Origin of the sequence: Mycolicibacterium rutilum (assembly GCF_900108565.1) — a bacterium.
Classification (GTDB): domain Bacteria; phylum Actinomycetota; class Actinomycetes; order Mycobacteriales; family Mycobacteriaceae; genus Mycobacterium; species Mycobacterium rutilum.
Genome location: NZ_LT629971.1, coordinates 4,078,672 through 4,103,660, shown reverse-complemented (window position 1 = coordinate 4,103,660; position 24,989 = coordinate 4,078,672). Strand labels below are relative to the sequence as shown.

28 protein-coding genes are annotated in these 24,989 nt (G+C 69.3%); 12 read left to right on the top strand and 16 right to left on the bottom strand.

Translation table 11 applies throughout. The features are described 5' to 3' along the window. Positions 1-44: 44 nt before the first annotated feature. The 5 genes from BLW81_RS19960 (at position 45) to BLW81_RS19940 (ending at position 5,289) form a co-directional block, all read left to right on the top strand. Complete coding sequence (locus BLW81_RS19960; protein WP_083408669.1) at positions 45-1,475, top strand: APC family permease; 1,431 nt, start codon at positions 45-47, stop codon at positions 1,473-1,475. Further along, entirely contained in the window at positions 1,472-2,800 is a 1,329-nt protein-coding gene (locus BLW81_RS19955; RefSeq protein ID WP_083408668.1) for a glutamine synthetase family protein, read from the top strand. The genes BLW81_RS19960 and BLW81_RS19955 overlap by 4 nt, the downstream gene beginning before the upstream one ends. Continuing rightward, entirely contained in the window at positions 2,797-4,023 is a 1,227-nt protein-coding gene (locus BLW81_RS19950; protein WP_083408667.1) for an acyl-CoA dehydrogenase family protein, read from the top strand. The genes BLW81_RS19955 and BLW81_RS19950 overlap by 4 nt, the downstream gene beginning before the upstream one ends. A 91-nt stretch (positions 4,024-4,114) precedes the next feature. Next, entirely contained in the window at positions 4,115-4,603 is a 489-nt protein-coding gene (locus BLW81_RS19945) for a hypothetical protein (RefSeq protein ID WP_083408666.1), read from the top strand. Further along, entirely contained in the window at positions 4,600-5,289 is a 690-nt protein-coding gene (locus BLW81_RS19940) for an HAD family hydrolase (protein ID WP_083408665.1), read from the top strand. The genes BLW81_RS19945 and BLW81_RS19940 overlap by 4 nt, the downstream gene beginning before the upstream one ends. Positions 5,290-5,293: 4 nt before the next feature. On the opposite strand, the gene BLW81_RS19935 is transcribed toward BLW81_RS19940, so the two are convergent. Together BLW81_RS19935 and BLW81_RS19930 are read right to left on the bottom strand one after the other, a co-directional pair. Continuing rightward, positions 5,294-6,397 (bottom strand): Rv2629 family ribosome hibernation factor, encoded by a 1,104-nt coding sequence (locus tag BLW81_RS19935; RefSeq protein ID WP_083408664.1) that lies wholly within the window; start codon positions 6,395-6,397, stop codon positions 5,294-5,296. A gap of 10 nt (positions 6,398-6,407) precedes the next feature. Further along, positions 6,408-7,046 carry a TetR/AcrR family transcriptional regulator gene (locus tag BLW81_RS19930; RefSeq protein WP_083408663.1) on the bottom strand — a complete coding sequence of 213 codons (639 nt, stop codon included), beginning with the start codon at positions 7,044-7,046 and terminating at the stop codon, positions 6,408-6,410. Positions 7,047-7,104: 58 nt separating this feature from the next. Between BLW81_RS19930 and BLW81_RS19925 the strand changes: the two genes are divergently transcribed. Continuing rightward, complete coding sequence (locus BLW81_RS19925) at positions 7,105-8,433, top strand: FAD-dependent oxidoreductase (protein WP_083408662.1); 1,329 nt, start codon at positions 7,105-7,107, stop codon at positions 8,431-8,433. Here the strand turns inward: BLW81_RS19925 and BLW81_RS19920 are convergent. From BLW81_RS19920 to BLW81_RS19910, 3 genes are all read right to left on the bottom strand, one after another. After that, entirely contained in the window at positions 8,387-9,706 is a 1,320-nt protein-coding gene (locus BLW81_RS19920) for a cytochrome P450 (RefSeq protein WP_083408661.1), read from the bottom strand. The genes BLW81_RS19925 and BLW81_RS19920 overlap by 47 nt on opposite strands. A 43-nt stretch (positions 9,707-9,749) precedes the next feature. After that, positions 9,750-10,253: a Cif family virulence factor gene (locus BLW81_RS19915; protein ID WP_083408660.1), complete on the bottom strand. Its 504-nt coding sequence runs from the start codon at positions 10,251-10,253 to the stop codon at positions 9,750-9,752. 70 nt (positions 10,254-10,323) lie between these two features. Further along, positions 10,324-11,763 (bottom strand): glycosyltransferase family 39 protein, encoded by a 1,440-nt coding sequence (locus BLW81_RS19910; RefSeq protein WP_235632047.1) that lies wholly within the window; start codon positions 11,761-11,763, stop codon positions 10,324-10,326. A 258-nt stretch (positions 11,764-12,021) separates the two neighbouring features. Here BLW81_RS19910 and BLW81_RS19905 point away from each other — a divergent pair, with 258 nt between their 5' ends. Further along, on the top strand, positions 12,022-12,459 hold the full coding sequence (locus tag BLW81_RS19905; RefSeq protein WP_083408659.1) for a hypothetical protein: 438 nt from the start codon (positions 12,022-12,024) through the stop codon (positions 12,457-12,459). A gap of 6 nt (positions 12,460-12,465) precedes the next feature. On the opposite strand, the gene BLW81_RS19900 is transcribed toward BLW81_RS19905, so the two are convergent. Beyond that, positions 12,466-12,933: an SRPBCC family protein gene (locus BLW81_RS19900; RefSeq protein WP_083410685.1), complete on the bottom strand. Its 468-nt coding sequence runs from the start codon at positions 12,931-12,933 to the stop codon at positions 12,466-12,468. Between the two features lie 85 nt (positions 12,934-13,018). Here BLW81_RS19900 and BLW81_RS19895 point away from each other — a divergent pair, with 85 nt between their 5' ends. Further along, positions 13,019-13,900 (top strand): TIGR03854 family LLM class F420-dependent oxidoreductase, encoded by an 882-nt coding sequence (locus tag BLW81_RS19895; RefSeq protein ID WP_083408658.1) that lies wholly within the window; start codon positions 13,019-13,021, stop codon positions 13,898-13,900. A gap of 2 nt (positions 13,901-13,902) precedes the next feature. Here the strand turns inward: BLW81_RS19895 and BLW81_RS29645 are convergent, their stop codons facing one another. After that, positions 13,903-14,043 carry a hypothetical protein gene (locus tag BLW81_RS29645; RefSeq protein WP_173839652.1) on the bottom strand — a complete coding sequence of 47 codons (141 nt, stop codon included), beginning with the start codon at positions 14,041-14,043 and terminating at the stop codon, positions 13,903-13,905. A gap of 22 nt (positions 14,044-14,065) precedes the next feature. Next, positions 14,066-14,416, bottom strand: coding sequence for a hypothetical protein (locus tag BLW81_RS19890; RefSeq protein WP_083408657.1), 351 nt, complete (start codon positions 14,414-14,416; stop codon positions 14,066-14,068). Positions 14,417-14,617: 201 nt separating this feature from the next. Between BLW81_RS19890 and BLW81_RS19885 the strand changes: the two genes are divergently transcribed. Then, entirely contained in the window at positions 14,618-15,508 is an 891-nt protein-coding gene (locus BLW81_RS19885) for a cyclopropane mycolic acid synthase family methyltransferase (protein WP_083408656.1), read from the top strand. Here BLW81_RS19885 and BLW81_RS19880 read toward each other — a convergent pair. From BLW81_RS19880 to BLW81_RS19870, 3 genes are all read right to left on the bottom strand, one after another. Further along, positions 15,505-15,744 carry a hypothetical protein gene (locus BLW81_RS19880; protein WP_083408655.1) on the bottom strand — a complete coding sequence of 80 codons (240 nt, stop codon included), beginning with the start codon at positions 15,742-15,744 and terminating at the stop codon, positions 15,505-15,507. The two genes, BLW81_RS19885 and BLW81_RS19880, sit on opposite strands and share 4 nt — an antisense overlap. Continuing rightward, positions 15,741-17,570 (bottom strand): MFS transporter, encoded by a 1,830-nt coding sequence (locus BLW81_RS19875; protein ID WP_083408654.1) that lies wholly within the window; start codon positions 17,568-17,570, stop codon positions 15,741-15,743. Before BLW81_RS19875 ends, BLW81_RS19880 begins: the two co-directional genes overlap by 4 nt. Before the next feature lie 75 nt (positions 17,571-17,645). Further along, positions 17,646-18,488 (bottom strand): alpha/beta fold hydrolase, encoded by an 843-nt coding sequence (locus BLW81_RS19870; protein ID WP_083408653.1) that lies wholly within the window; start codon positions 18,486-18,488, stop codon positions 17,646-17,648. A gap of 61 nt (positions 18,489-18,549) precedes the next feature. Here BLW81_RS19870 and BLW81_RS19865 point away from each other — a divergent pair, with 61 nt between their 5' ends. Continuing rightward, positions 18,550-19,176, top strand: a complete 627-nt coding sequence (locus BLW81_RS19865) for a TetR/AcrR family transcriptional regulator (RefSeq protein ID WP_083408652.1) — start codon at positions 18,550-18,552, stop codon at positions 19,174-19,176. 16 nt (positions 19,177-19,192) lie between these two features. On the opposite strand, the gene BLW81_RS19860 is transcribed toward BLW81_RS19865, so the two are convergent. From BLW81_RS19860 to speB, 3 genes are all read right to left on the bottom strand, one after another. Further along, positions 19,193-19,702, bottom strand: coding sequence for a GNAT family N-acetyltransferase (locus tag BLW81_RS19860; protein ID WP_157897761.1), 510 nt, complete (start codon positions 19,700-19,702; stop codon positions 19,193-19,195). Between the two features lie 6 nt (positions 19,703-19,708). After that, positions 19,709-20,086 carry a thiol-disulfide oxidoreductase DCC family protein gene (locus tag BLW81_RS19855; RefSeq protein ID WP_083408651.1) on the bottom strand — a complete coding sequence of 126 codons (378 nt, stop codon included), beginning with the start codon at positions 20,084-20,086 and terminating at the stop codon, positions 19,709-19,711. A 67-nt stretch (positions 20,087-20,153) separates the two neighbouring features. Then, on the bottom strand, positions 20,154-21,185 hold the full coding sequence (gene speB / locus BLW81_RS19850) for an agmatinase (protein ID WP_083408650.1): 1,032 nt from the start codon (positions 21,183-21,185) through the stop codon (positions 20,154-20,156). Positions 21,186-21,318: 133 nt separating this feature from the next. Between speB and BLW81_RS19845 the strand changes: the two genes are divergently transcribed. Next, positions 21,319-22,179 carry a hypothetical protein gene (locus tag BLW81_RS19845; RefSeq protein ID WP_083408649.1) on the top strand — a complete coding sequence of 287 codons (861 nt, stop codon included), beginning with the start codon at positions 21,319-21,321 and terminating at the stop codon, positions 22,177-22,179. A gap of 55 nt (positions 22,180-22,234) precedes the next feature. Then, positions 22,235-23,185: a threonine ammonia-lyase gene (locus BLW81_RS19840; RefSeq protein WP_083410683.1), complete on the top strand. Its 951-nt coding sequence runs from the start codon at positions 22,235-22,237 to the stop codon at positions 23,183-23,185. A gap of 3 nt (positions 23,186-23,188) precedes the next feature. On the opposite strand, the gene BLW81_RS19835 is transcribed toward BLW81_RS19840, so the two are convergent. Then, positions 23,189-23,407, bottom strand: a complete 219-nt coding sequence (locus BLW81_RS19835; protein WP_083408648.1) for a hypothetical protein — start codon at positions 23,405-23,407, stop codon at positions 23,189-23,191. Positions 23,408-23,501: 94 nt separating this feature from the next. Then, positions 23,502-24,968 (bottom strand): peptide MFS transporter, encoded by a 1,467-nt coding sequence (locus BLW81_RS19830; RefSeq protein WP_083408647.1) that lies wholly within the window; start codon positions 24,966-24,968, stop codon positions 23,502-23,504. Between the last annotated feature and the right edge of the window lie 21 nt (positions 24,969-24,989).

Below are 24,989 nucleotides of genomic sequence, written 5' to 3'. Positions count from 1 at the left end.
CCATCTTTATCGTGCCGGTAACTCTTACCGAAGGACGGTGCCAGTTGTCCGAAATCGTCACCACGCCAGCGGCTTTGACAGAGCCTGCCGGTCCGGCCCGGAAGTTGCGCGGCAACCTCGGGGTGCCCGCGATCGTCTTCATGGTGGTTGCCGCTGCCGCGCCGCTGGGCGTCATCGGCGGCGTCGTCCCCCTGGGACTGGCGTCGGGCAACGGCGTCGGGTTCCCGGCGACCTTCGTCGCGGCGACCATCGTGCTGCTGTTCTTCGCGGTCGGTTTCACCGCGCTGACACCGTACGTCGAGGAGGCGGGCGCGTTCTTCTCCTACGTGCGCAAGGCGCTGGGCTTCCCGGTCGGCATCGGCATCGCGTTTGTCGCGCTGCTGAGCTACGTGGCGCTCGAGGCCGGTGTCTACGGGCTGCTCGGCCCGGCCGGCGTCAGCGTGGTCGAGCTGTTCGGCGGCCCGACGCTGCCGTGGTGGTTGTTCGCCGCGGCGGCGTTCGTGGTGACGACCTACCTCGGGTACCGCAACATCGAACTGTCCAGCCGAGTACTCGGCGTGCTGTTGACCGCCGAGATCGCGATTGTGTTGGTGCTCGACCTGGTGATCGTGCTGCGCGGCGGGGACCACGGCCTGTCCAGCGGCATCGTGAGCCCGAACGCAATCGTGTCCGGCTCGCTGGGCATCGGGCTGCTGTTCGCGATGATCAGCTACGTCGGGTTCGAGGCGACCGCGATCTTCCGCGACGAGGCCCGCACACCCGAGCGCACCATCCCGCGCGCGACCTACGCCGCGCTGCTGCTGATCGGGGTGTTCTACGCCGTCACCAGCTGGGCGCTGATCTCCGGCTGGGGCGACGAACAGGCAGTCCATCAGGCGACCGAGGCCGGCGGGACCTTCCTGGCCGACACCACGCAGCGCTACCTGGGCATCGTCGGCACCGACATCATCACGGTGCTGTACTTCACCAGCTTGTTCGCCTGCATCCTGGCGTTTCACAACGTGGCGTCGCGCTACGTGTTCGCGTTGGCTCAGCGCGACGTGCTGCCCGCGTCGCTGAGTTACCCTCATCCACAACACGGCTCGCCGCACCGGGCGTCGCTCTGGATCTCCGGTGTGGTCGCGGTCAGCATCGCGCTCGCCGCGCTGTTCCGGTTGGACCCGGCCGCGCAGTTCTACACCTGGTTCGCCGGTACGACGACCGTCGGGTTCGTCGTGCTGCTGATCGCGACGTCGGTGGCCGTGCTGGTGTTCTTCGCCCGCGACCGTCGCGGCCACTCGCCGTGGCGCGTGCGCATCGCACCGGCGCTGGGACTGCTCGGACTGGCCGCGTCGCTGGTGCTGATCCTGACCAACCTCAGCGACCTCGTGGGTGGTTCGAGCATCCTGGCGTGGATCATCATCGTGCTGCTGGTCGGCGCGTTCGCGGCCGGGGCCGTCGTCGGCACCCGGGTGGGCGAGCGGGCGGACGCATGACCCAGACGCTGGACACCGCGCCGACCGCAGAACGCGAACTCATCGAGCGCCTGCGAGCACTCACCGAGGTCGAGGTGGCCTGGAGTGATCCGTTCGGCCACGCACAGGGCAAACGCATCCCGTCGGCGCAGTTCCTCGACCGTGCCCGCGGTGTGGGGTTCGCGTTCTGCGAGGCCTCGCTCGGCTGGAACAGCGACGGCACCGTCATCGACTCGCTGCGGCTGACCAACTGGGACGGCGGCTACCCCGACGTCTACGCAGTGCCAGACCTGGCGACGTTCCGGGCGGTGCCGTGGCGGCCGCAGGCGGGCCACGTGATCGCCGATATCGTTGCCCACGACCGCAATCCGTCGCTACTGGACCCGCGTGCGGTGCTCAAGCGCGTGTTGGCCCGGCTCGCGTCGCACGGATACACCGCCAAGGTCGGCGTGGAACTCGAGTTCTATCTGCTCGACCCTGACGGCTCACCGTTCCAGCCCGACATCCACGCCTATTCGCTGGAGAACGCCAACGCACTCGACCCGCTGCTCACCGACCTCTACGAAACGCTGGGCGCCTTCACCCGTCTGGAGGGCATCCAGACCGAATACGGGCCCGGGCAGGTCGAGACCAACCTGGTCTACACCGACGCGCTCGAGGCCGCCGACGACGCGGCCCGGTTGAAGTACGCCGCCAAGGAAGTGGCGCGCAAGCACGGCAAGCTCGCCACCTTCATGCCCAAACCGTTCTCGGAGCATTCGGGAAGCTCGGCGCACCTACACATCTCGCTGTGGCGCGACGAGACGCCCGCGTTCGCGGCCGTCGACGGCGCCGAGAACGAACTGGCCCTGCACGCCATCGCCGGCCTGCTCGAACACCTGCCGTCGATCACCCTGTTCGGCGCGCACTCGGTGAATGCCTACCGCCGGTTCGCGCCCGACTCGTTCGCGCCGGCCACCGTGAGCTGGAGCCGCGACAACCGCAGCGCCGCGGTGCGGTCACTGGTCGACGCCGATCCCGCCGCGACCCGCATCGAACTTCGCAGCGGCGCATCCGATTCCAACCCGTACTGGTTGGTCGCTTCGGCACTGGCGGCGGTCGTAGCGGGCATCGAGAGCCGCCGACGGCCACCCGAGCGTGGCGACGGCAACCTCTACGGCACCGGCACCCCGCTGCCGGAGTCCCTGGGGGTGGCACTGGCGCTGGCGACGCAGGACGACACCATGGCCGACATCCTCGGCGCGGACTCCGTGCACGACTTCGCCGCGATCGCGCGCAGCGAGTGGCAGCAGTACCTCGGGCACGTCAGTGACTGGGAACGCCGACGCTATCTGGCCAGTTCATGACCGCCGCCGTGACGCCGCGCGCAGCGTTCATCGACGAGCCGTTGGCCGGCTCGGTCAACGACCGGCTGGCGCGGCTGCCGCAGATCGTCGCCGACCTCCGGCACGCCGACGCCGCCGCCGAGCGCGATCGGGTGCTGCAGGTCGACGCCGTCGGACGGCTGCGCCGCGCCGGCCTGCTCGGGCTGCGGGTGCCGGTCCGTTACGGCGGGCCCGGCGCAGGCGCACGACAGGTGATTGCCGCCGTCATCCAGATCGCCCGCGGCAGTTCCAATGTGGCGCAGGCACTTCGGCCGCACTTCGGGTTCGCCGAACGGCTGTTGAGCAACCGCGCGACCGAAGATGAACGGCAGCGCTGGTTCCCGCAGATCATCGCGGGCCAGGTGTTCGGCAACGCCATCACCGACGGCAACGGCAAATCGCCGTCGAGTGCAGAAACTCGCGTCATCGCCGACGCCGACGGGGTGCTGCGGCTCAACGGGTACAAGTTCTATTCCACCGGAACCCTGTTCGCCGATCTCATCGCGGTGTCCGCGGTCGACGCCGACGGCAGGGACCTGCAGGCGATCATCCCGGCCAACCGGGACGGCGTCGATCTCTACGACGACTGGGACGGTTTCGGGCAGCGCGCGACGGCCAGCGGCGGCACCCGGTTCACCGACGTGGTGGTGCACCCGACCGAGGTGACGACGGTGTCCGACGGCAGGCACCTGGGCCACGGCACGGCGTTCTTGCAGTTGTACCTGGCGGCGGTCACTGCGGGGATCGCGCACGCGGTCGCCGACGATGCGGTGACGTTCGTGCGCACCAGGGCACGCCCGGCCGCGCATTCGCTGGCCGACTCCGCATCGGGGGACCCGTTCGTGCTGCAGGCCGTCGGCACCATCACCGCCGAGGCGGCCGCCGCCGAGGCGATCGTGCTCAGCGCCGCCGAGGCGATCGACGCGCTGGTCGACACGCACAGCCAGGACGACCCGGACGCGCTCGCCGAGCTGGCGGTGACGGTCGCCAAGGCCCAACTGATCAGCGAGCGGCTGGCACTCGCAGCGGCCGAGCGGTTGTTCGACACCGGGGGAGCGTCGGCCACGGCTCGGACCCTGAACCTCGACCGGCACTGGCGCAACGTCCGCACGATCGCCAGCCACAGCCCGCTGTCGTACAAGGCGTACGCCGCCGGGAACTACGCCGTCAACGGCGTGTGGCCGGCGGCCAACGGCTACTTCTGAACCGGTGCTCGTTTAACCGGTCGCCTGCCGGGGCACACGCCGAATTAGCGGGTTCGTCAATGAGCCGGCTCGACCGAGCGAAGGAGCCGACATGGATAACAACGTCATCGTGTGGATCGTGGTCGCGATAGCGGCGATCGTGGCCATCGCCCTGGTGGCCTACCTGGCCCGGCGGGCACGCACCGAACGGCGCCGGGTGGAGGCCGAGCGGCTCCGCGCCGAGGTCGACCAGAAGTCGCAGCACGTCGAGAAGCGCGAAACCGTCGCGCAGGAGACCGAAGCCCGCGCCCGCGCCGCGCAGGCCGAAGCCGAGGCCAAGGCCGCCGAGGCCGCCCGGCTGCAGGACGCCGCTCGTACGCACCGCGACGCCGTGAACACCAAGCGCGACGAACTCGACGAGCAGCGGGCGCGTGCCGACGCGCTCGATCCCCGCGTCAACGACCACGGCCAGAAGGCCGATGCCCAGGGGCCGGACGCGGTCCGCGGGCAGGCCGGCAGCGGACAGACAGGGTACGAGCAGACGGGGTATGACTCGCTCACCAAGGCGCCGGGCACGCCGGTGGAGCACCGGCGCCCGTGACCGGCCAGGGCGCCGCGGTGCTGTTCGACATCGACGGCACGCTGGTCGATTCGAACTACCTGCACGTGCACGCGTGGTACCGCGCCTTCCAGGAGGCGGGGTGCGCGGTCGAGGCGTGGCGGATCCACCGGCTCATCGGCATGGACGGCACCACTCTGGTCGAGACGTTGACACCGGACGCCGACACCGCCACCCGAGAACAGGCCAAGGATCTGCACTCGCGCTACTACAAGGAGTCGGCGCCATACCTCAAGCGCCTGCCCGGTGCGCGGGAATTGCTCGAGGCCGTGCACAAACTCGGTGTCCAGGTCGTGCTGGCGACCTCGGCGCCCGAGGACGAACTCGCGGTGCTGCGTGAGGTGCTCGACAGCGACCACCTGGTGTCCGCGGTGACGTCATCGGAGGACGTCGACACCGCCAAGCCCAAACCCGACATCGTCAACGTCGCGCTCGAGCGGGCGGGTGTGGTCGCCGCGCACGCCGTGTTCGTCGGCGACTCGGTGTGGGACATGGAGGCGTGCGCGCGGGCCGGTGTCGACAGCCTCGGCGTGCTCAGCGGGGGAGTGTCCCGCGACGAGCTGGAAACCGCAGGCGCTCAACGGGTTTTCGAACATCCGAAGGAGTTGTGCCAGCACCTCGACGACACCCCGATCGCGGCGCTGGCCAACATCGTCGGCGCCCGCTAAGCCCTCACGACCGGGGCAGCGCGTACCGCAGGATCGCAGCCACACCGTCGGCAGGGTCGATGCGCTCGTCGGTGCGGATCAACGCGGCGCCGGTCGAGATCGCCGCCATCGGCAGCGCCTCGTCGACCCGCAGCGTGCGTGTCGGCGCGGTGCCGAGTTCGGACAACACGTTGGCGTTCGGCGCGATCGTCGACAGGTCGTCGCCGGCCACCACCGTCGCATCGCCGACGTCGCCGATGATCAGCGTCTCGACCGCACCGGCCCGCAACGCGGCGGTGACGCCGTCCAGCCCCTCGGTGGCCAGTCCCTCGCCGCGGCCCTTCTCGGCCGTGAAGCGTTGTGCCGCATCGTCGATCGCCGCGACCCGCCGCCGCTGGAACTCCTGGTCGATCTCGTGGCGCAGGTCGGCGTCGTCGAAGCCGCTGTGCCGTGCGCCGACGTTCAGATCGACGAGCAGATCGGTGACCCGCTCGGGGAGCTGCGCGGTGAGGTCGGTGCGCGACTGGACCTCACCGACGACGAACACCACCTCGGGGGAGGCGTCGTCGACGAGCGTGGTCAGTTGGCTTGCCACCGCCCGAATGTTCTGCTCGCGGGCACCCTCGGCGGCGCGCTGCGGATCACCGTAGCCGGGCGATTCGGCGCCGCCCGCCTTGTGCACCGGATAGGCGGTGCCGTCGACGGTGTCGGTGACCGCGGTGCCCTCGCGGTACAGCGTGAGGTCACCGCCCTCGTGGTCGACGATCACCACCGCGTAGGTCGGCCGGTCGAGGCCGTGCTCGACGAGCGGCACGAGGTACGGCAACTCGGAGACCCGCACGGTGGGGCCGGTGGGCCGGATCAGGTGTTCGTTGACCAGGACGCCGTCAGGGCTGGCGACGACGGCACGCCCGCTGCGGCCGACCGGCGGCTTGGCCGAGACGACGGCCTGTTCGACGCTCTCGGTCACCGCCGGATCGGCGCCCTGCTGCTCGAGTTGTTCGCGCAGCGCGCGCCACTTGAGATCCATCTGGGCGGCCGCGTCCTCGGTGTTGTGGGAGTCGTCGAAGTACACCGAGGCGAAGGGGCCGGTCGAGGTCAGCAGCGTGCGAAAGTGTTCCGATTGCATGGCTGTGGGGTTACCCGCCGAGCAGCTGCCGACACAGGGTTTCGGCCAACCACTTTTCGAACCGGCGCGCCGACCAGCCCCGCGTGTGCACCAGGCGGTGGTAGAGCACCGGATCGGTCGACAGCCACGCCAGGTCGACCGCGTCGCGGCGGCTGAGCCCCAGCGCACCGAGTGCACTCAGCCGGTCCACGACGCGGCGCGCGCCGGCCAGGCGCTGCCGCTCGAACCGGTCGGCCAGTTCCCTGGCGTCGGCGTCCGACGCCGCGGCCGCCTCCAGCGCGGTGAGCAACCGGGCCGTGCGTGCGTCAATGTCGGCGATGACCGCGGCCCAGCCCCGCAGCAGCGCTACCGGGTCGGCCTCGGCCAGCAGTCGGCGAACCACGTCGCGGTCGACGAGTGCGGTGGGTTCGTCGTCGCCGGCGACCGCCCATTCGATGGCCAGCCGCAGGATGTCGGCCTTGCCGCCCGCCGCGGTGAACACCGTCTTGCGGCTCACCCCGGCGGCTTCGGCGATCGCCTCGGTCGTCGTCGCGCCGTACCCGGACTCGACGAACAGGCGCGACGCCGCCGCCACGATCGCGCGCCGCGTCTCGCGGGCTTGCGCGGAGCGCAACTGCGACGAGTACGTGCGCTTGACAGCTTCACTCATTCAGGTGGCCATCGACGTATTCATTACACAATATGTTACCTCAATTTCGGGAGCGCCGATGCGTATCGCGGTGGTAGGGGCCGGGCCGGCCGGGCTGTTCAGCACGCTCGCACTGGCCCGGCGCGGGCACCGCGTCACCGTCGTCGACCGCGATCCCGGACCCCCGCGGTCCGGCCGGTGGCACCGGCGCGCCGTCATGCAGTTCGAGCAGGCCCACACCTTCCGCCGGCAGGTCATCGACGCGCTCGCCGCCGAACTGCCCGACGTGCTGGGCGAGCTGCGCGCGGCGGGTGCGGTGATCGCGCGCGACGGGGCGGGTGGGGCGGTCGGTCTGCTGTGCAGCCGCGCCACCTTCGACCGCGTGCTGTGGAACTGTGCGGCGCGCGAGCCCGGTGTCGACATGGTCACCGGCAACGTCGACCGGGTGATCGTGGCGGACGGCCGGGCCGCCGGGGTGACGGCGGGCGCCACGAGTCATTCCGCGGATCTCGTGGTCGACGCGTCCGGACGCGACAGCCGATTCACCCGTGCGCTGCGTCCGCCGGCGTCCAGCCGGCCGTGCGGCGCCGCCTACGTCAGCAGGCAGTACCGGCTGCGCCCCGGCACCGCGGCGCCGGCAGCGACGACGCCGTTCGGCACCGTGCTGGCGTTTCCCCGCTACTGGGCACTGGCGTATCTGCACGACAACGCGATGTTCTCGGTCACGCTCGTGCACGACGGCACCGACGATCGGCTGCGTCGGCTCCGGCACCCGGAACTGTTCGAGACCGCCGTACAGCGGATACCGCAGCTCGCCGACTGGGTCGACCCGGCCCGCTGCCGTGCGCTGTCCCCACCGCTGCCCGGGGGCCGACTGGTCAACAGCTACCGTGGCCAGCTCGACAGCACCGGGCGGCCCGCGCTGGTCGGGCTCATCTCGGTGGGCGACGCGGTGTGCACGACGACGCCGCTGGCCGGGCGCGGCGTGGCGCTCGCCTTGCTGCAGGCACGGGCGATGGTCGGCGCACTCGACGCGCACGGCAGCGATATCGCCTCCGCGACAATGGCTTTCGACACCTGGTGTGAGACCACGATCAGGCCCTGGTACGAGGACCATTGCTACGCCGACGCGGCGCGGATGCGCCGCTGGTCGGGCCAGGACGTCGATCTCGGCGCGCGGTTGCCGTCCGATCTGATCGTCGCCGCGGCCGGAGCCGATGCGGAGCTCGCCGCCGTCGTCGCGCCGTACGCCAGCATGGACGCACTGCCGGCCAGCCTGGAGGCCGGCGAACCACGCGCCAGGGCCCGCTATGCGAGCGGTTGGCGACCCGCTCCGCCGCCCGGGCCCACCCGCGACGAGCTCATCGCGGTGGTGTCGGGGGTGTCCAGGACACCGGTAAGCGCTTGATGCCGTGGATGAACGGCGACAACAGCCGCGCGGGCTCTTCGGTGGCGGCGATGTCGGGGACCTGTCGGTGCAACTCCTCGAAGACGACGCTGATCTCGCGGCGGGCGAGGTTGGCGCCCAGGCAGAAGTGCGCGCCGCCCCCGCCGAATCCCGCGTGCGGGTTCGGGCTGCGACCGACGTCGAAGGTCCACGGTTCGGCGAACTTGGCCTCGTCGCGGTTCGCCGAGCAGTACCACAGCGTGGCCTTGTCGCCGGCAGCCATCTTGACGCCGCCCAGCTCGCAGTCCTGGGTCAGTCTGCGCCGCATGTAGATCACCGGTGACGCCCAACGCACGATCTCCTCGACGGCGGTGGGGGCAAGCGCCTCGTAGTCGGCCCACCAGCGGGCCCGCTCATCGGGGAAGCGGGTCAGCGCCAGCACGCCGTGGCTGATCGCGTTGCGGGTGGTCTCGTTGCCCGCGACGACCAACAGGATGAAGAACGACGCGATCTCGGCCGAGGTCAGCCGTTCGCCGTCGACCTCGGCCTGCACCAGGGCCGTCGTGAGGTCCTCCTGCGGGCGGGCCCGGCGATCTTCGGCGTGCGCGGTGGCGTACGCACCGATGTCGATCGCGACCTGCACCAACTCGTTGTAGTCCTGGGCGATGTCTTTGTCGCCGAATCCGAGGATCACGTTGGTCCAGTGGAAGATCTGCTGATGGTCGCTTTCGGGGATGCCCATCATGTCGCAGATCACCTGCAGCGGTAGCGGTCCGGCCAGTTCGGAGACCACGTCACCGGTGCCGTCGGGATGCTCGGCGATCATGTTCTGCACCAGGCGTCGCGCCCGGTTGCGTACCGACTCCTCCGTGCGTGCGACGACCCTCGGGGTGAAGGCGCGGCTGACGATGTTGCGCAACCGCAGATGCCGCGGGTCGTCCATCACGATCATCGAGCCGAAGTACTCCGACAGGTCGGGGTTGGCGTCGTTGATGGTGATGCTCGGGCTGGAACTGAAGATGTGTGGATGCCTGCTGGCGTACCAGACGTCGTCGAACCGGGTGATCGCCCAGTGACCCGGCCCCACGTCCACACCCGGGTAGTCGGGCGGCTCGTGAAACGACACCGGCGCCTCGCGCCGAAGCGTGGCGAAGGCGCCGTCGCGGAAATCGTCCGAACTCAGCCAGAACTTCCAGGAACTGAGGTCGACATCGGCGAGCGGCACCTCCGGAGGCGGCGTGCCGTTCGCCCGGACCAGATGCGCCGCGGGGCTGCGCGGGGTGGTCGTGCTCACGCCTCGAGAGTAGGCCGACCGCGGCCCGCACAAGCCAGATTGGTTATGACAGCTGCCAGTTCATGTTCTTGGCAAACACGCGCGCGTCGTCGGAGACGGTGCCCAGTTCGTGGCAGCGTTGGATGTAGCTCTGCACCATCACCAGGAAGTTCATCGGGTTGTAGGCGTCTTCCTCGTAACTCCACTTGCCGTCGCCGGCGTATCTGAGCACGGTGATGACCGGGGTGCCGTGCACGCTGCCGTCGCCCGGGTCCTTCATCGTGTTGACGTTGCGGTTGATGACCCAGCCCTTGTCGACGTCGATGGAGTACCACTCGACCGGATAGAACGGCATCTCGCTGCCCGGGAACATGTTCATGGTCGAGACGATCCAGTCGCGGATCGTCTCGCGGCCGGACATGTTGCCCAATGCGTGCTCGACGTATGTCGCGTCCTCGGTGAACTGATCGGCGTAACTCGACCAGTCCCATGTCGTGGCGATGCCGGCGACCACGTCCTGATACGCGCGGAACGCCTCGTCGATCTCGTCGTGTGACCACCGGCCCATCGCAGGCTCCCTCGTTCGCCGCTGAAACTGGCACCGTTCTACCAAAGGTGCCCCCGCCGCCGAGGCGGAATCAGGACACGGTCAAAGTCCGCGTCTGCGACCAGATCCCGGCCCAGGACTCTTGGCGTCCGGTCAACAGGTAGGCCCGCATGTCGTCACCGATGTCGCCGACCACCCGCACGTCGGCGAAGTACGGCCGCAGCAGTGCCGCGTCGCGTCCGAGGTACAGGGCGGTGTCGCAGGACTCCGGGGGCGGTGGGAAGTACCCGTAGCTGCGGCTGGGGCTGAACGCCTGGGGCAGCGAATACCGCTGCGCGTAACCGTCGGCGTAGGCGGCCAGGATGTAGGACGCGCCGATCAGCGCCGTGCGCTCGCGCTGGTGCTCGGGCAACCCGTGGTAGGCGGCCGCGGTCTGCGCCGCGATCCGCTCACCGGCTTCGTCGTCGACGACGATTACCGAAAGTGCCAGTGTCGCAAGGGCTAACGCAGTGCCGACTGCATACGTCGGCCACACCAGCCAACGCTGCCTGCGGGGCGCCGCGGCGCGGCGCTGCTGCAGGGCGAGCGCCCCGATCGCCATCAGCGGCGCGTACAGCCCCGCGAGATAGTAGGGCCGTCCGGCGGTGACCACGAACAGCACGAAGAGCGCGACGAAGGTGACGCCGAGGAAGCGGTAGTCGCGCAACTGCGGGTCCCGCAGCCGCCACAGCCCGTACAGCATCAGCGCGATCCCGGCCACGCCCGCGAAGACGATCAGTTGCACGGCGATGCCTGCTCTGCCGGCGTAGAGCGCTTCGGCTTCGCCGGCCACCACCGGGGCCATCTGCAGTTGGGGCCAGCCGTTGCTCGCCTGCCAGATCAGCGTCGGCGCCGCGATCAGCGCCGCGACCGCCGCACCCAGCCACAGCAGCGGCCGGCGCAGCAGGTCCCGGGGCCCGACCGCAGCCACCGCGGCGAGCACGACGACGCACAGCACCGCGACCTGGAACTTGGTCAGCGCCGCGACCCCGACGACGACGCCCGAGGCCAGCAGCAACCGGTCGTCGCGCACTCGGATCCAGCGCACCAGCAACCACATCAGCAGTAACCACTGCAGGGGTTCAAGCGAGTACGGAGTCAGCCAGTGCCCGGCCAGTGCGGTCCAGATGACGGTGGCCTGCGCCGCCGCCGTGAATCCCTGTGCGCGCCGGTCACATCCGAGTTCGCGGGCGATCAGGCCGGCAAGCACCACCGTGCCCGCCGTGGCCAGCGCCACAGGGAGGCGGATCGCGAGCATCGAACCGGGCGCGATGCTCTCCATCAGCGCGGCCAGCGCCGGGGCCAGGGGAGGCTGGTCGGCCGAACCCCAGTCCAGGTGGTGGCGCCCGATAGCCACCATGTACATCTCGTCGAACCAATACTCGTTGCCCAAAACCGCTGCTACACAATGCAATACGGCTGTCACCCCGGCGATCGACAGCACCGGGGCCGAGGCGAAGGCGAAGACGGGACGACCATGATCCGCGACCACGCCCGGTCACAATAGTGTGCTCGTCGCCATCGCACCGCAGGCGTCACCGCGGCAACCCGCGATCGGTCCGCAGCCTGCGCAGGTTTCGATCCCCGCAAAGCCTCCAGCCGGGGATCTTCAGGCGACCGAAGCGCTTGGCGGACAACCGTATACGTTGTAACGAACCGTCGGGCGACACCGACATAGGAAGCGGAATATCCGATGCACCTGCGGGTGCTGTAGTTCGATAAGACCAAGTAGTGACGCTAGGAGGAGCCGATGGCTCTCAACAAAGCGCTGTCCGCAGCCGTGATCGTCGGCGCGCTGGGACTGGGCGGGCTCGGGCCGATCGGCGCCGTCGCGTCCGCGGCCCCGGCGGTGCCCGCACCGCAGAAGCCCGGCCACAACGACTTCTGCCCGCCGTGGTGCAACGGGCCTCAGGGGCCCAAGGGGCCCAAGCATGACCGGGGCCACGACCGGCACGACGACAAGGGCCCCTGGTGGGCGAGCAACCGCCACGACTGGTGGGACGACCGTCAGGGCCCGCCGCCGTGGGGCTGGGGACCGCCGCCGCCGTACCACTGGGCGGGCGGGCCGCCTCGCCCGTTCAAGTACTGGGGCTATGACGTGAACCCGGTCTGGGATGACGGGTTCCGCCAGTGGGGCATCTGGTTGTTCGGCCTGTGGATCCCGATCTTCGGGATCGGCGTCGCCTGACGGCCGCTACAGCGCCGCTTCGGGTGCTTCCACGACAGCCTTGATGCGTTCCAGCGTCTTGCGCATGTCGCGGATGTTGCGGCGCCGGCGGAGCTGACCACCGAACACGGCGAACAGCTTCATCAGCGCCGAGTCGTTGAGCCGAAACGATTCGGTGACGTCGGTGCCGCCGTCGGTCGGGGTGAGCCGGTAGTGCCAGTTGTTCACCGGCTTGTCGCCGACCAGCACGGCGAACCCGAACTCGCGTCCGGGCTCGCAGGCGGTCACCTCGCACGTCGTCCAGTACACCGGGCCGATCTCGTTGCGTTTGACGTGCCCGCGGAACCGGGCGCCCAGCGCGGGCCCGGTGGCCCCGCCGAGCCACTCGGCCTCCATCACCTCGGGGGAGAACTTGCCGGTGTTGCGCACATCGGCGATGAGCTCCCAGATCTGCTGTGCGGGCGCCGCCATCCTCACCGTCACCGCTCCGTCCACCTTTGCTCCGATCTCTTCGAGGGTTTCGTCCACTGTGTCATTGCAGAACGGCGTCACCGCGGGGCGGCCAGTAGCATGAGCGGACGTGAAGATCCGATTCGGGATCGGGCTCGGCGCCGACACCGCCCCGGCGCAATTGGCAGGCATCGTCGACCATCTCGAGGCCCGTTCCGTCGATTCGCTGTGGTTTTCGGAACTGGTGTACTCCGAGGCCGTCGAACCGTTCGTCGGGATGACGTTCGCGCTGGCGCGCACCTCCGCGCTCAAGGTCGGCACCTCGGTCGCGGTGCTGCCGGGCCGCCATCCGGTGCTGGTCGCCAAGCAGCTCGCGTCGCTGGCCGCGCTCGCGCCCGGCAGGGTGCTGCCGGTGTTCGGTCTGCGTCCGGCGCTCGCCGGCGAACGCGAGCTCTTTCCGGTGCCCGACGGCGCGCGGGCCGCCGTCTTCGATGAGGCGCTGCAGGTGCTGCGCGCGGTGCTCGACGGCGATGCGGTGTCGTTCGACGGCGAGTACTACACAGTGACCGACGCGGCGGTGGGGCCGCGCCCGCTCAAACCCCTCGACATCTGGTTGGGCGGATCGGCGCCGGCCGCGTTCCGCCGCATCGGGCGCCTCGCCGACGGCTGGCTCGCCAGCTTCGTCACCCCCGACGAGGCCCGCCAGGCCCGCGAGGCGATTCAGCGGGCGGCCACCGAAGCGGGCCGCGAAGTCGAACCGGACCACTTCGGGATCAACCTGGCGGTCGTGGACGGCGAGCCGTCGGCGCGGCTGCTGGCGGCGGTCCGGCAGCGCAGGCCGGATGTCGACCCGATGGAACTGATCGCGGCCGACTGGTCGCAGTTGCACCGCCAACTCGACGCCTACCTGGAAGCGGGTCTGACGAAGTTCGTGCTGCGGTCCGGGGGCTCGACCCCGATGGAGCGGTTCGTCGACCGGTTCGTCGAAGAACTCGCGCCACGGCAGAACTGACGTCAGCCGCCGGTCTCGGCGGCGTCGTCGTCGCCCTCGGCTTGGTCGGGCTGGCGGACCGCCTTGTCCTGCGTCATCTCGGGATCGCCGTCCGGGTCGTCGTTGTCGATCCCGTCGACCCCGTTGTCGCGTCCTGTATTCATGGCCGCGGGCGTACCCGACGGGCTACCGGCGAAACCGGTCCCCGAGCGGATGGTTCGAGATGTCACCGTGCAGATCCGGCCACGGCGGGCGACGCACCATCGCCACCCCGGCCAGCGTGGCCGACACCAGGCCGACCAGGATGCCCGTCAACGAGATCCGGGTGGCGTCGACCGCGGGCACCCACCGCGCCCGGCCGTCCCTGACCACGAACACCCCGACGGGACGCGCCCCCGACCGGTCGCCGCGGGCCCGCACCTTGGCGACCGGGATGACCGTCGTACCGTCGGCCGTGTCGTAGGGCTGACCGAAGACCCGTGCCGCGCCGGGGTCGGCCTCGATGCGATCCAGTTCCGCGCGCAGATCCATGTCCATGCCCCATGCTTACTCCCCGCCGGCCGGCGCGGCATCCGATCCGCCCGGCCCGAAGGGTTAATTGACCACTTCGACAGCGATGCGCTGACCAGGTCAATGAGGTCGACACCCAGGAGCTGTGCGTAAACTGCCCTGCAACGGGGGAGGCTTCCAACCGTGCGGAGCTTCGAACCACCACATATGACGCCAGAGGCTGCCACCGTGCCAGAACAGACCACGAACTCAACACCGGACCTCGAACCTCACTTCGAGGACGTCCAGTCGCACTACGACCTGTCCGACGAGTTCTATCAGCTCTTCCTTGACCCCACCCAGACCTACAGCTGCGCCTACTTCGAGCGTGACGACATGACGCTCGAGGAAGCCCAGATCGCCAAGATCGACCTGTCGCTGGGCAAGCTCGGACTCGAGCCCGGTATGACGCTGCTCGACGTCGGCTGCGGCTGGGGCGCGACCGTCAAGCGGGCCGTGGAGAAGTACGACGTCAACGTCATCGGGTTGACCCTGAGCCGCAACCAGCAGGCGCACGTGCAGAAGGTGCTCGACGGCATCGACAGCCCCCGCAGCAGGCGTGTGCTGCTGCAGGGCTGGGAGCAGTTCCACGAGCCGGTCGACCGGATCGTCTCGATCGGCGCCTTCGAGCACTTCGGCCGCGACCGCTACGACGACTTCTTCAAGATGGCCTACTCGGCGCTGCCCGCCGACGGCGTGATGCTGCTGCACACGATCATCAAGCCGAGCGACGAGGAATTCGCCGCCACCGGTCTGCCCTTGACGATGAAGCTGCTGCGCTTCTCGAAGTTCATCATGGAGGAGATCTTCCCCGGCGGTGACCTGCCGAAGCCGAACGTCGTCGAGGAGCACGCCGCCCGCGCCGGGTTCACCCTCAAGCGGGCCCACCGCCTGCGCGAGCACTACGCCCGCACCCTTGACATCTGGGCCGCGGCGCTGGAGTCACGCAAGGACGACGCGATCCGCATCCAGTCACAAGAGGTCTACGACCGGTACATGAAGTACCTGACCGGGTGCGCCGACCTGTTCCGCCAGGGCTACACCGACATCTGCCAGTTCACCCTGGCCAAGGGCGACTAACGCCTGCGCAGCGCGCGCCACAGCCGCAGGGGCAGCAACCCGAGTAGCGGCGCGCGCTTACCGAGATCCTCGCTGTCGCGTTTGTTGAACGCGGCGGCGTAGCGCCGTGCATCAGCGGACGTGGCGTACTCCTTGGCGCCCTGCGCGTGCCCGCAGCGCCGGCACGCCCACCGCATGGTGCGGCCCTGCGCCTCGAACGTCGGATCGTGCCCGAAGACCCGGCACGCGGCGGTCATTGCTGTTGCGCCCCGGGCGGCAGCCCGATCCGGCCGCGTGGGTGCCGCGCGATCCGGTTCTCCGCCAACGCTTCCCGCACCGCTTTGCGGAATTCGCCTGGGCCCCAGTAGCGAGCGCCGACCGCTCGGTGCAACTCCCGCGCCGTCATCGGCTCATTCTCGCGCACCGCCCGCTCGATCGAATCGATCTCGTGGTCGAGCGCGCTCTCCGGCACACCGGGGGCCGGCGGCTCGCGCCAGGCCCCCTGCCATCCCGGCGGCGGCCCGGGCCGGTAGCGGCGCGCGCGGCTCTGTTGTTCGCGTTGGCGCCGGGTGCGTTCGGCGATGCGCGCCTGGCGGGCCCGGCGCTCCTCGTCGGCGTCGGGTTCCTGCTCGCCGGTCTCGTCGTCGGCGGTCAGCGGCATCGCCAGGTCCTCGAGCTTCTGGCCTTCGGCCTTGACGCCGAAGACCAATTCCACGACGCCGCCGACCGCCATCACCGCGGCGCCGATCAGGAAGGACACCGCAACCAGTCCGCGGTCGCCCGACTCGATCAGCTGTCCGAACAGCAGCGGGCCGGTGATGCCGCCGACGGCGGTGCCGACCGCATAGAAGAACGCGATCGCCAGCGCCCGGGTCTCCATCGGGAAGATCTCGCTGACGGTCAGATACGCCGCGCTGGCACCGGAGGAGGCCAGGAAGAAACACACGCCGAGTACGAGCATGAACAGCCACACGCCACCGGTCTCGGCGACGAACAGTCCGGTCAGGCCGACCGCCACCGCGGACGAACCGAGATATGCCAACGCGATCATCGGTTTTCGGCCGACGGTGTCGAACAGCCGCCCGAGCAGGATGGGTCCGGCGAAGTTGCTCAGCGCCCACACCGCATAGAAGATCGGCACCGAACCGGATGCGACGTCGAAGAAATTGCTCAGCAGCGTGCCGAGGTTGAAGGTGAACGCGTTGTAGAGGAACGCCTGCCCGATGAACAGGGCGAGGCCGAGGACCGCCCGCCGCGGATACTTGGTGAACGCGACCTTGGCGATCTCCCGGAACGAGATCGCGGTGCGCTGCCGGACGGTCAGCGAGCCCTCCGGGTCGGGCAGCGACTGCCCGGTCTCGCGTTCGACTTCGCGTTCGATCTCCCCGACGATGCGCTCGGCCTCGTCCTCACGGCCATGGATGAACAGCCAGCGCGGGCTTTCCGGCACATTGCGGCGGACCAGCAGCACCACGAGGCCGAAGATCGCGCCGATGCCGAAGGCGATCCGCCAGCCGATGTCGGCGGGGAAGATCGAGGTGTTAAGCAGCAGCAGCGCACCGACGGCGCCTCCCGCCGCGCCCAGCCAATACGATCCGTTGATGATGAGGTCGACGCGGCCGCGCACCCGCGCCGGTATCAGTTCGTCGATGGCGGAGTTGATCGCCGCGTACTCGCCGCCGATGCCTGCGCCGGTGAAGAACCGCGCGAGGTAGAAGTACCACGGCGCGAACGCGAAAGCCGTTGCGACCGTTGCGGCTAGATAGACCGCGAGCGTGAGCAGGAACAGCTTCTTGCGGCCCAGCCGGTCGGTCAGCTGGCCGAAGAACAACGCGCCCAGACATGCGCCGGTGATGTACACGGCGGCGGCGATGCCGACTTCGCCTGCGGTCAACTCGATTCCGCTGCCGCTCTCGGTCAGCCGGGACGCGACGTTGCCGACCATGGTGACTTCCAGGCCGTCGAGGATCCACACGCCGCCGAGCCCGAGCACCACCCGCCAGTGGAATCGCGACCAGGGCAGGCGGTCGAGCCGACCGGGGACCTGCGTGGTGATGGTGCCGGTTTCGACCCCTGAACTCATCGGCAGCCTCCTCGCCCGTCGCGCAACCGGGTAGGGAGTACCCAGCTCGCGGCGGTTCACGCAGCCGAAATCGGTTCAGCGGTGGGCGGCCCCGACGTCGACGATCGCGCCGACCACCGCGGCGGGCGCGTCGAGCGACACGAACGTCCTGGCCCCCGGTACCTCGATCAGCGTCGAATTCGGGAACACTGCGGCCAGTCGCCGGCCCAGCGCCGGGGTGAACGCCCGATCGCGTTGGCCCCAGACGAGGGTGACGGGCTTGGTGAATCGCGGCAATCGCGTCGCCACATCGGTCAGGTCGGTTCGGGCCACCGCCCGCAGCAGTCCGGCCAGGTCGCGGCGGATCCGCACGTCGGCGCGCGCCGGCTCCAACCAGGAGTTGGTCAGCGCGGGATCCGGTTGCGCCAGAAGCCCGAAGCCCAGCGGGGAGTGCCGCAGCGCGGTCACCCGCATCTGCTCGAAGAGCACCTTGATGGTGACCGGCCCGCGCAGCATCGCGAACACCAGATTGAACGGGAACGGCGGGAACTTGTCGAAGGCATCGCAATTGGTGAGCACGAGCCGCCCGACACGCTCGGGATCGCGGTCGACGACCAGCTGGCACAGGCCGCCGCCGGTGTCGTTGCCGACCAGGGTCACGTCGGACAGGTCGAGTGCGATCAGGAACTCGCGCACCATCGCCGCCACCGAGTCCGGCGTCAGCACCGCGCCGGGATTGGTGGGGATGGTGTGAGAACCCAGCGGCCAGGTCGGCAGATAGCAGCGGTAGCCGCGCGCCGCGAGGTCCTCGGCGACTTGGTCCCACAACCGGCTGTCGACCAGGATGCCGTGCACGAACACCACCGGCGGGTGTGCGGAGTCCTCGGGCCCCAACACGCGGTAGTCGATGGTGGCTTGTTCGAGCGCAAGTTGCGGCATGTTGGCTATCCTTCCGAGAGCAACTTACAGACACCTGGTATGGAAGTTACGTGCAGACTGTATGAAAGTCAATGACTCGGCGCCGGCCCGTCGCACCCAGGCTGAGCGCACCGCCGCCACCCGCGCCCAGCTGATCGACGCTGCGCGGAAGCTGTTCTCCGACAAGGGTTTCGCCGAGGTATCCACCCAGGCGATCGTGGCAGGCGCCGGCGTCACCCGCGGTGCGCTCTATCACCAGTTCTCCGACAAGACCGACCTGTTCGCCGCGGTGTACGAGCAGGTCGAGCGTGATCTGGTGGCCGACATCGCCGGGCAGCTCGCCCAGCGTGCGCCGCTGGACCCGCTGGAGGCGATGCGGGTGGGTGCCCGGCTGTTCCTCGACGGGTGTGCGGCGCCCGACGTGCAGCAGATCGTTCTCATCGACGCTCCGGCAGTGCTCGGCTGGGACCGCTGGCGCGAGGTCGGCGCGCGCTACGGGCTCGGTGTCATCGAGGCCATGCTCGCCAACGCCGTCGCCGAGGGGGCGATCCCCGAGCAACCGCTGCGGGCGACGGCGCACGTGCTGTTGGGGGCGCTCGACGAGGCGGCGCTGTACGTGTCGCGGGCGACGGACCGCGAGCGGGCCCGCCACGAGATGCACGCGGTGTGCGATCGACTGGTCGACGGAATCGCCGGTCGCGGCGGCTGACTGGTCGAGGTCTTCTTCAACCGATCAGGCTGCGTTGCAGCAGCACGGTGTCGAGCCACCGGTCGTGCTTGAAGCCGACGGCATGCAGGCGGCCCGCCTCGACGAACCCGCGGTTGCGGTGCAGCGCAACCGAAGCCGCTCCGTCGGCGTCGACGATGACGGCGATGACCTGACGGGCACCCGCTCGTGCGCACCGGGTGAGCAGTTCGTCGACGAGCCGGCCGCCGATGCCACGCCCGTGCGCGTCCGGTGCCACATACACCGAATCCTCGACCGTGCGCCGGTAGGCAGGCCGGGATTTCCACGGGCCGCAGTACGCGTAGCCCGCGACCTCACCGTCGACGGTGGCGGTGATGAACGGCAGGCCGGCGGCCGCGATCGCTTCCAAGCGGCGACTCCACTCGGCGGGGCCTGGCGGTGTGAGTTCGAATGTGGCGACGGTGTTTTCGACGTAGTGCGCGTAGATCCGGCCGATCGCGGGCAGGTCCTGCGGCCGCGCCGGGCGCAGTTCGACGGCGGTCGTCACCGGCGGTCAGCAGGCGACCGGGTGCGATTCGCAGTGCGGAGTCGTACCGGGGAAGCGGTAGCGGTGCCCGGCCACGTAGCGGTACACCGCGTCCTGCAGTGCGCGGATCCCGGGAAGTCGGTAGATCTGCAGCGGCCAGCGCCTTCCCAGCGCCGCCGACACCGCGGCGTTCATCGCCTCGGCGCTTTCGTAGACCGTGCCGTCGGCGTCCAGCCAGCGCGCGGCGTCCAGGATTCGGGCCGGCGCGACGCCGAGCCGCTCGGCGACACCGTCGCCCTGCAGCGGTGCGGTTCGCAGCGCTCCGGTGCGGTCCAGGTTCTGGATGAAGTACACCGCCCGGGTGCACATCCCGCAGTTGCCGTCGAAGTACAGGGTTCCGGCCATGACTTCAGTGTCCACCTGTGCCGGCGCCGACGAAACTGTTCGGGGCGCACAGTCGCCGATCTCACGTTCAGCGCGCGGGTGGGCCGGGCTTCTCCTGGGCCGCGTCGCGGCGGCGCGCGGCCATCCCGCCCAGCGCCTCGAACACCACCCGATGCGCGGCGTTGACGGTCAACTCGGCGTGGTCGTAGGCGGGTGCCACCTCGACCACGTCGACACCGGCGACGTCGTGTTCGTAGCAGAGTTGGCGCACCATGCGGAGCAGGTCGGCGGTGGTGATGCCGCCCGGCTCGGGTGTTCCGGTGCCCGGGGCGTGCGCCGGGTCGAGCACGTCGATGTCGACCGACACGTACAGCTTGTCTGCCTTGTCCAGCGCCTCGGCGACGGCGTCGCGCATCACGTCTTTGAAGCCGCGTTCCCAGATCTCCTGCATGGTGTGCCATGTCATGCGTTGTTCGAGCATCCACTCGAAGGTGTCTCGCGGCGGCCAGTAGCCGCGCAGGCCGACCTGCACGAAGTTGGCGCCCGGCACGGCCCCGGACTCGATGAGCCTGCGCATCGGGGTGCCGTGGCTGGCGAGGTTGCCTTCGATCTCGTCGGCGGTGTCGGCGTGCGCGTCGAAGTGCACGATGCCGACATTGCCGTAGCCGTGCACGTCGGCCACCGCGGTCGCGGCCGGCCAGGTGATCGAGTGGTCGCCGCCGAGCACGACCGGCACGATGCCGCGGGACGCCACGGTGTGCACGCGCTCGCGGATGTTGGCGTGGGAGATCTCGGTCTGCCCGTGCGGGCAGTACGCGTCGCCGAAGTCGACGACCTCCAGCCAGTCGAAGATCTCCAGGCCGAGGTCCATGTGGTAGGTCCCTGGCTCGTAGGCCGTCGCCCTGATGGCGCGCGGACCGAACCGGGCGCCAGGGCGATTGGTCGTCGAGATGTCGAACGGTGCGCCGACGATCGCGACGTCGGGGCGCCATGAGTCGAGTTGTTCGGCCTCGGTCAGGAACGGGCGGTGCCCGAAGGACGCCAGGCCCGCATATGCCAGATCGAGTTGTTCGGCCATGCCGGGGGGAAGTTCGCGGCGATGGTCGTGATCGTCCCCCATGCGATGACCGTAGTGCCTCGCCGACCACATTTCAGGGCGTGTTTGCGGATCACGACGACGAGTTTGCTGCACCACACGCCGGCAACGCTGTGCGCAGCTAGGATTCTGGCGTGTTCAGCAGCGAGCGCACGTAATGACCGAACAGTGGCAACCACCGGCCGGTCATCAAGCGCGACAGCAGCCCGAGGAGACCGGCGAGCGGCTCCTCACCTGGTGGCAGCGCGCGCTGCGCTGGGGGACGTGGCTGACGTTTCTCGGTGTGGCCGTGGCTAATTCGCAGAGCGTCTACTTCGGCCCACTGGAGTGGCTGGCATTGTCGGTGGCGGTCGGAGTCAGCGTCTGGTGCATGGCCCGACCGCTGGGCGGGCCCGAGGTCGACCTGTCTCAGCCGCAGCATCTGTTGGGCGCGTTCGTGTCCCGGACCAACTGGGCGCTGCTGATCATCGGCGCCGTGTTGACGACGGCCGGCGTGGCGGGCGCCGGCGCAGCCGTGTATGACCTGAGCACCGGCCGGGCGACGGTGGGTGACGTGTTCACCGACATCGGGGTGTTCCTCGAGGGGTGGTTCGTCGAACTGATCGCGCCGACGTATGACGCCGAGCTCGAGAACACGCGCGCTTACGCGCTGTTCCTGTTGATTCTGCCCGGCCTGCTTCTGCTGTGGTATAACGCGATCCCACTTTTCAACCGCGGCAACGAGTTTGAAATCCACGCCGACGGGTCGGTGTCGGTACGGCGCGGCGACAGCTGGGAACCGCTCACCGAGTACCAGTACGCAAGCGTCGTCGCCGACGGCACGACGATCCGGTTCGAGTCGGCACCGCGGGGCCCGGCTCCCGTCGTGCTGCCGCAGGGCCGGGTGTTCTCCCGCCGGTACGGGGTCAGGCTGAAGAGCGCGGTCAGCGCCGAGTTCTTCCGGCGGCTGCTGGCTGGTCGCGGTTTCACGGTCGAGTCCCCGGCAACCGGGGCCGGTTTCACCGCGCGCCGCGTCTGAGCCGGCAGCCGATCCCCGTTGGTGCCGACGGGTCTCGGTGGGCCAGACTGAACCGGTGGAGCTGGTGACGATCGAGGATATCGAGCAGGCCGCCGCCCGGATCCGTGCGTTCGTGCTGCGGACCCCGCTGCTCCCGGCGCCCTGGGCCGGCGACGACGAGCGGCCGCTGTGGATCAAGCCGGAGAATCTGCAGTCGATCGGCGCGTTCAAGGTACGCGGCGCCTTCAACGCGATCGGGCGCCTCGACGAGTCGGTGCGGACCAGGGGAGTGGTCGCCTATTCGAGCGGCAACCACGCGCAGGCGGTGGCCTATGCGGCTGCGGTCTACGCGATTCCGGCGCACATCGTCATGCCCGAGGAGACGCCCGCGGTGAAGGTCGCCGCCACCCGCGGGCACGGCGCGCGGGTCGTGCTGTGCGGAGCCGGCCAGCGGGAACGGGTGGCCGCCGAAGTCGTCGAGGAGACCGGTGGCGTGTTGATTCCGCCGTTCGACCACCCCGACATCATCGCCGGGCAGGGCACCATCGGGCTGGAGATCGCCGAGGATCTGCCCACCGTCGACACGGTGCTGGTGCCCGTCAGCGGCGGCGGGCTGGCCTCGGGGATCGGCACGGCGGTCAAGGCGTTGTGTCCCTCGGCGCGGGTGATCGGCGTGGAACCGGAACTCGCCGCCGACACCGCGCAGGCGTTTCGGGTCGGCCATCGGGTCGACTGGTCCATCGAGGACCGCAACCGCACCATCGCCGACGGGCTGCGCTCACAACCGTCCGAACTGACATTCACCCACCTACAGAATGTGCTCGACGAGGTGGTCACGGTGACCGAGGACCAGATCCGTTCGGCGGTCGCCGAATTGGTGTTCCGAGCCCATCTGGTCGCGGAGCCCAGCGGCGCGGTCGCGTTGGCTGCCTACCGAGCCATGGACTTTCCGCCGGGCCGGACGGTCGTCATCGTGTCCGGCGGCAATGTCGAACCGGCGCTGCTGCGGGAGATCCTGGCGGGGTAGCGCTCAGTTCCCGGGGCGGACCAGCGGCACACCGACCACACAGCGCTGGTGGATCGAGTGCATCCAGGCGTCCTGCTCCGCGGCGGCCTTGAGCAGCCGCCGCTTACCGGTCCAGCCGCACGAGCAGCGCGCGCAGCTCCGCGCGACGCCGGAGTCGTGAACTGTCACCGTGCCTACCGCGGACAGGACCGGCAGATCATCAACGGCTACCGCAATCGACATCGTCGGCCTCCTCCGTCCGGTTCCACCATGATCGCCGGGCGCGACACCGAAAACCGTCGCGGTGCGGTCACGACTTGGCCACACACAGGTCCGCTCAGTGCACGCCTTCCATCTGGCGACTGATCCACGGCGCCAACGCGAAGACCACCACTCCGGCCGCGATCGCGACCGCCCCGATGATGCCGAAGTAGGCGAACTCGCGCGCCGGGTCGTAGTAACCGGCCAGCACACCCGACATCGACGTGCCCAAGCCGACCGAGAAGAAGTACAGCGCCATCATCTGCGCGCGAAACGCCTCGGGCGCAAGCTTGGTGGTGACCGACAGACCGATCGGCGACAGCATCAGCTCGCTGATCGCGAAAATCGCCATCACACCGACGATGTAGAGCGCCGGGACGGCTCTGCCCGTGGTGCCCGCCATCGGGAGGAAGAGCAGGAACGCCACGCCCATGCCGATCACCCCGTAGGCGAACTTGCGCGGTGTCGTGGGTGCGCGGTTGCCCAGTCGCGTCCACAGCATCGCGAACACCGGTGAGAGCGCGATGATCCACACCGGCTCGATGGAGCCGATCCAGTTTGACGGCGCGGTCCAGCCGAAGATCGACCAGTTCATCCGCTCATCGGAATAGACCGCGAGCACGGTGAAGATCTGCTGAAACAGCGACCAGAAAACCGCATTGGCGACGAACAGCGGGATGAACGCCCGAACCCGGACCCGTTCGACGGGCTGCACCTTCGCACTGGTCAGCATCACGGCGAAGTAGGCGATCGACGCGGCCACGATCACCGCGGTGGTGACCTGCGACAGGTTCGACAGGGTGACCAGACCGATCGCGAAGGCCGCCGCGATCACCACGATGCCCGCCGCCGCGATCGCGGCGACACGCCCGAACATGTTGCGGGGCAACGGGTTCGGTACATGACGTCCGTGGTCGCCAAGGTTGCGCCGGAACACCACGTACTGTGCGAGCCCGAGTGCCATACCGATGGCGGCGGCGCCGAACCCGTAGTGGAAACCGATGCGAGTCTGCAACAGTCCGGTGATCAGCGGTCCGACGAATGCGCCGAGGTTGATGCCCAGGTAGAACAGCGTGAACCCGCCGTCGCAGCGCGGGTCGCCCTTGTCGTAGAGGGTTCCCAGCAACGACGACGCATTGGCTTTGAGGGCACCTGATCCGAGTGCGACGAGCACCAAGCCGGCGGCGACGCCCACGATCCCCGGCACCACCGCCAGCGCGAGGTGGCCGAACATCACCACCACACCGCCGTAAAACACGGTGCGCTCCATGCCGAGGATCCGGTCGGCGATCCAGCCGCCGAGCACCGTCGACAGATACACCAGGCCGCCGTAGGCACCGACGATGCCGGTTGCCGTGGCTTTCGACAGCTCCAGCCCACCTTCGGTGGCCGAGTAATAGAGGTAGTAGCCGAGGATCGTCAGCATCCCGTAGAAGGAGAACCGCTCCCACAACTCGACGCCGAACAGGTTGGCCAGCCCCATCGGATGCCCGAAGATGGTCCGACCGCCCGGGCGGTCCTGCGTGCGCTCGACTGATGCCATGGAAGTCCACCCTGCCACTTC

Coding starts and splice junctions, on each gene's coding strand:
- BLW81_RS19955 (WP_083408668.1), top strand. CDS start 1,472: ATGACCCAGACGCTGGACACCGCGCCGACCGCAGAACGCGAACTCATC.
- BLW81_RS19950 (WP_083408667.1), top strand. CDS start 2,797: ATGACCGCCGCCGTGACGCCGCGCGCAGCGTTCATCGACGAGCCGTTG.
- BLW81_RS19945 (WP_083408666.1), top strand. CDS start 4,115: ATGGATAACAACGTCATCGTGTGGATCGTGGTCGCGATAGCGGCGATC.
- BLW81_RS19935 (WP_083408664.1), bottom strand. CDS start 6,397: ATGCAATCGGAACACTTTCGCACGCTGCTGACCTCGACCGGCCCCTTC.
- BLW81_RS19930 (WP_083408663.1), bottom strand. CDS start 7,046: ATGAGTGAAGCTGTCAAGCGCACGTACTCGTCGCAGTTGCGCTCCGCG.
- BLW81_RS19925 (WP_083408662.1), top strand. CDS start 7,105: ATGCGTATCGCGGTGGTAGGGGCCGGGCCGGCCGGGCTGTTCAGCACG.
- BLW81_RS19915 (WP_083408660.1), bottom strand. CDS start 10,253: ATGGGCCGGTGGTCACACGACGAGATCGACGAGGCGTTCCGCGCGTAT.
- BLW81_RS19905 (WP_083408659.1), top strand. CDS start 12,022: ATGGCTCTCAACAAAGCGCTGTCCGCAGCCGTGATCGTCGGCGCGCTG.
- BLW81_RS29645 (WP_173839652.1), bottom strand. CDS start 14,043: ATGAATACAGGACGCGACAACGGGGTCGACGGGATCGACAACGACGAC.
- BLW81_RS19890 (WP_083408657.1), bottom strand. CDS start 14,416: ATGGACATGGATCTGCGCGCGGAACTGGATCGCATCGAGGCCGACCCC.
- BLW81_RS19880 (WP_083408655.1), bottom strand. CDS start 15,744: ATGACCGCCGCGTGCCGGGTCTTCGGGCACGATCCGACGTTCGAGGCG.
- BLW81_RS19875 (WP_083408654.1), bottom strand. CDS start 17,570: ATGAGTTCAGGGGTCGAAACCGGCACCATCACCACGCAGGTCCCCGGT.
- BLW81_RS19870 (WP_083408653.1), bottom strand. CDS start 18,488: ATGCCGCAACTTGCGCTCGAACAAGCCACCATCGACTACCGCGTGTTG.
- BLW81_RS19865 (WP_083408652.1), top strand. CDS start 18,550: ATGAAAGTCAATGACTCGGCGCCGGCCCGTCGCACCCAGGCTGAGCGC.
- BLW81_RS19855 (WP_083408651.1), bottom strand. CDS start 20,086: ATGGCCGGAACCCTGTACTTCGACGGCAACTGCGGGATGTGCACCCGG.
- speB (WP_083408650.1), bottom strand. CDS start 21,185: ATGGGGGACGATCACGACCATCGCCGCGAACTTCCCCCCGGCATGGCC.
- BLW81_RS19845 (WP_083408649.1), top strand. CDS start 21,319: ATGACCGAACAGTGGCAACCACCGGCCGGTCATCAAGCGCGACAGCAG.
- BLW81_RS19835 (WP_083408648.1), bottom strand. CDS start 23,407: ATGTCGATTGCGGTAGCCGTTGATGATCTGCCGGTCCTGTCCGCGGTA.
- BLW81_RS19830 (WP_083408647.1), bottom strand. CDS start 24,968: ATGGCATCAGTCGAGCGCACGCAGGACCGCCCGGGCGGTCGGACCATC.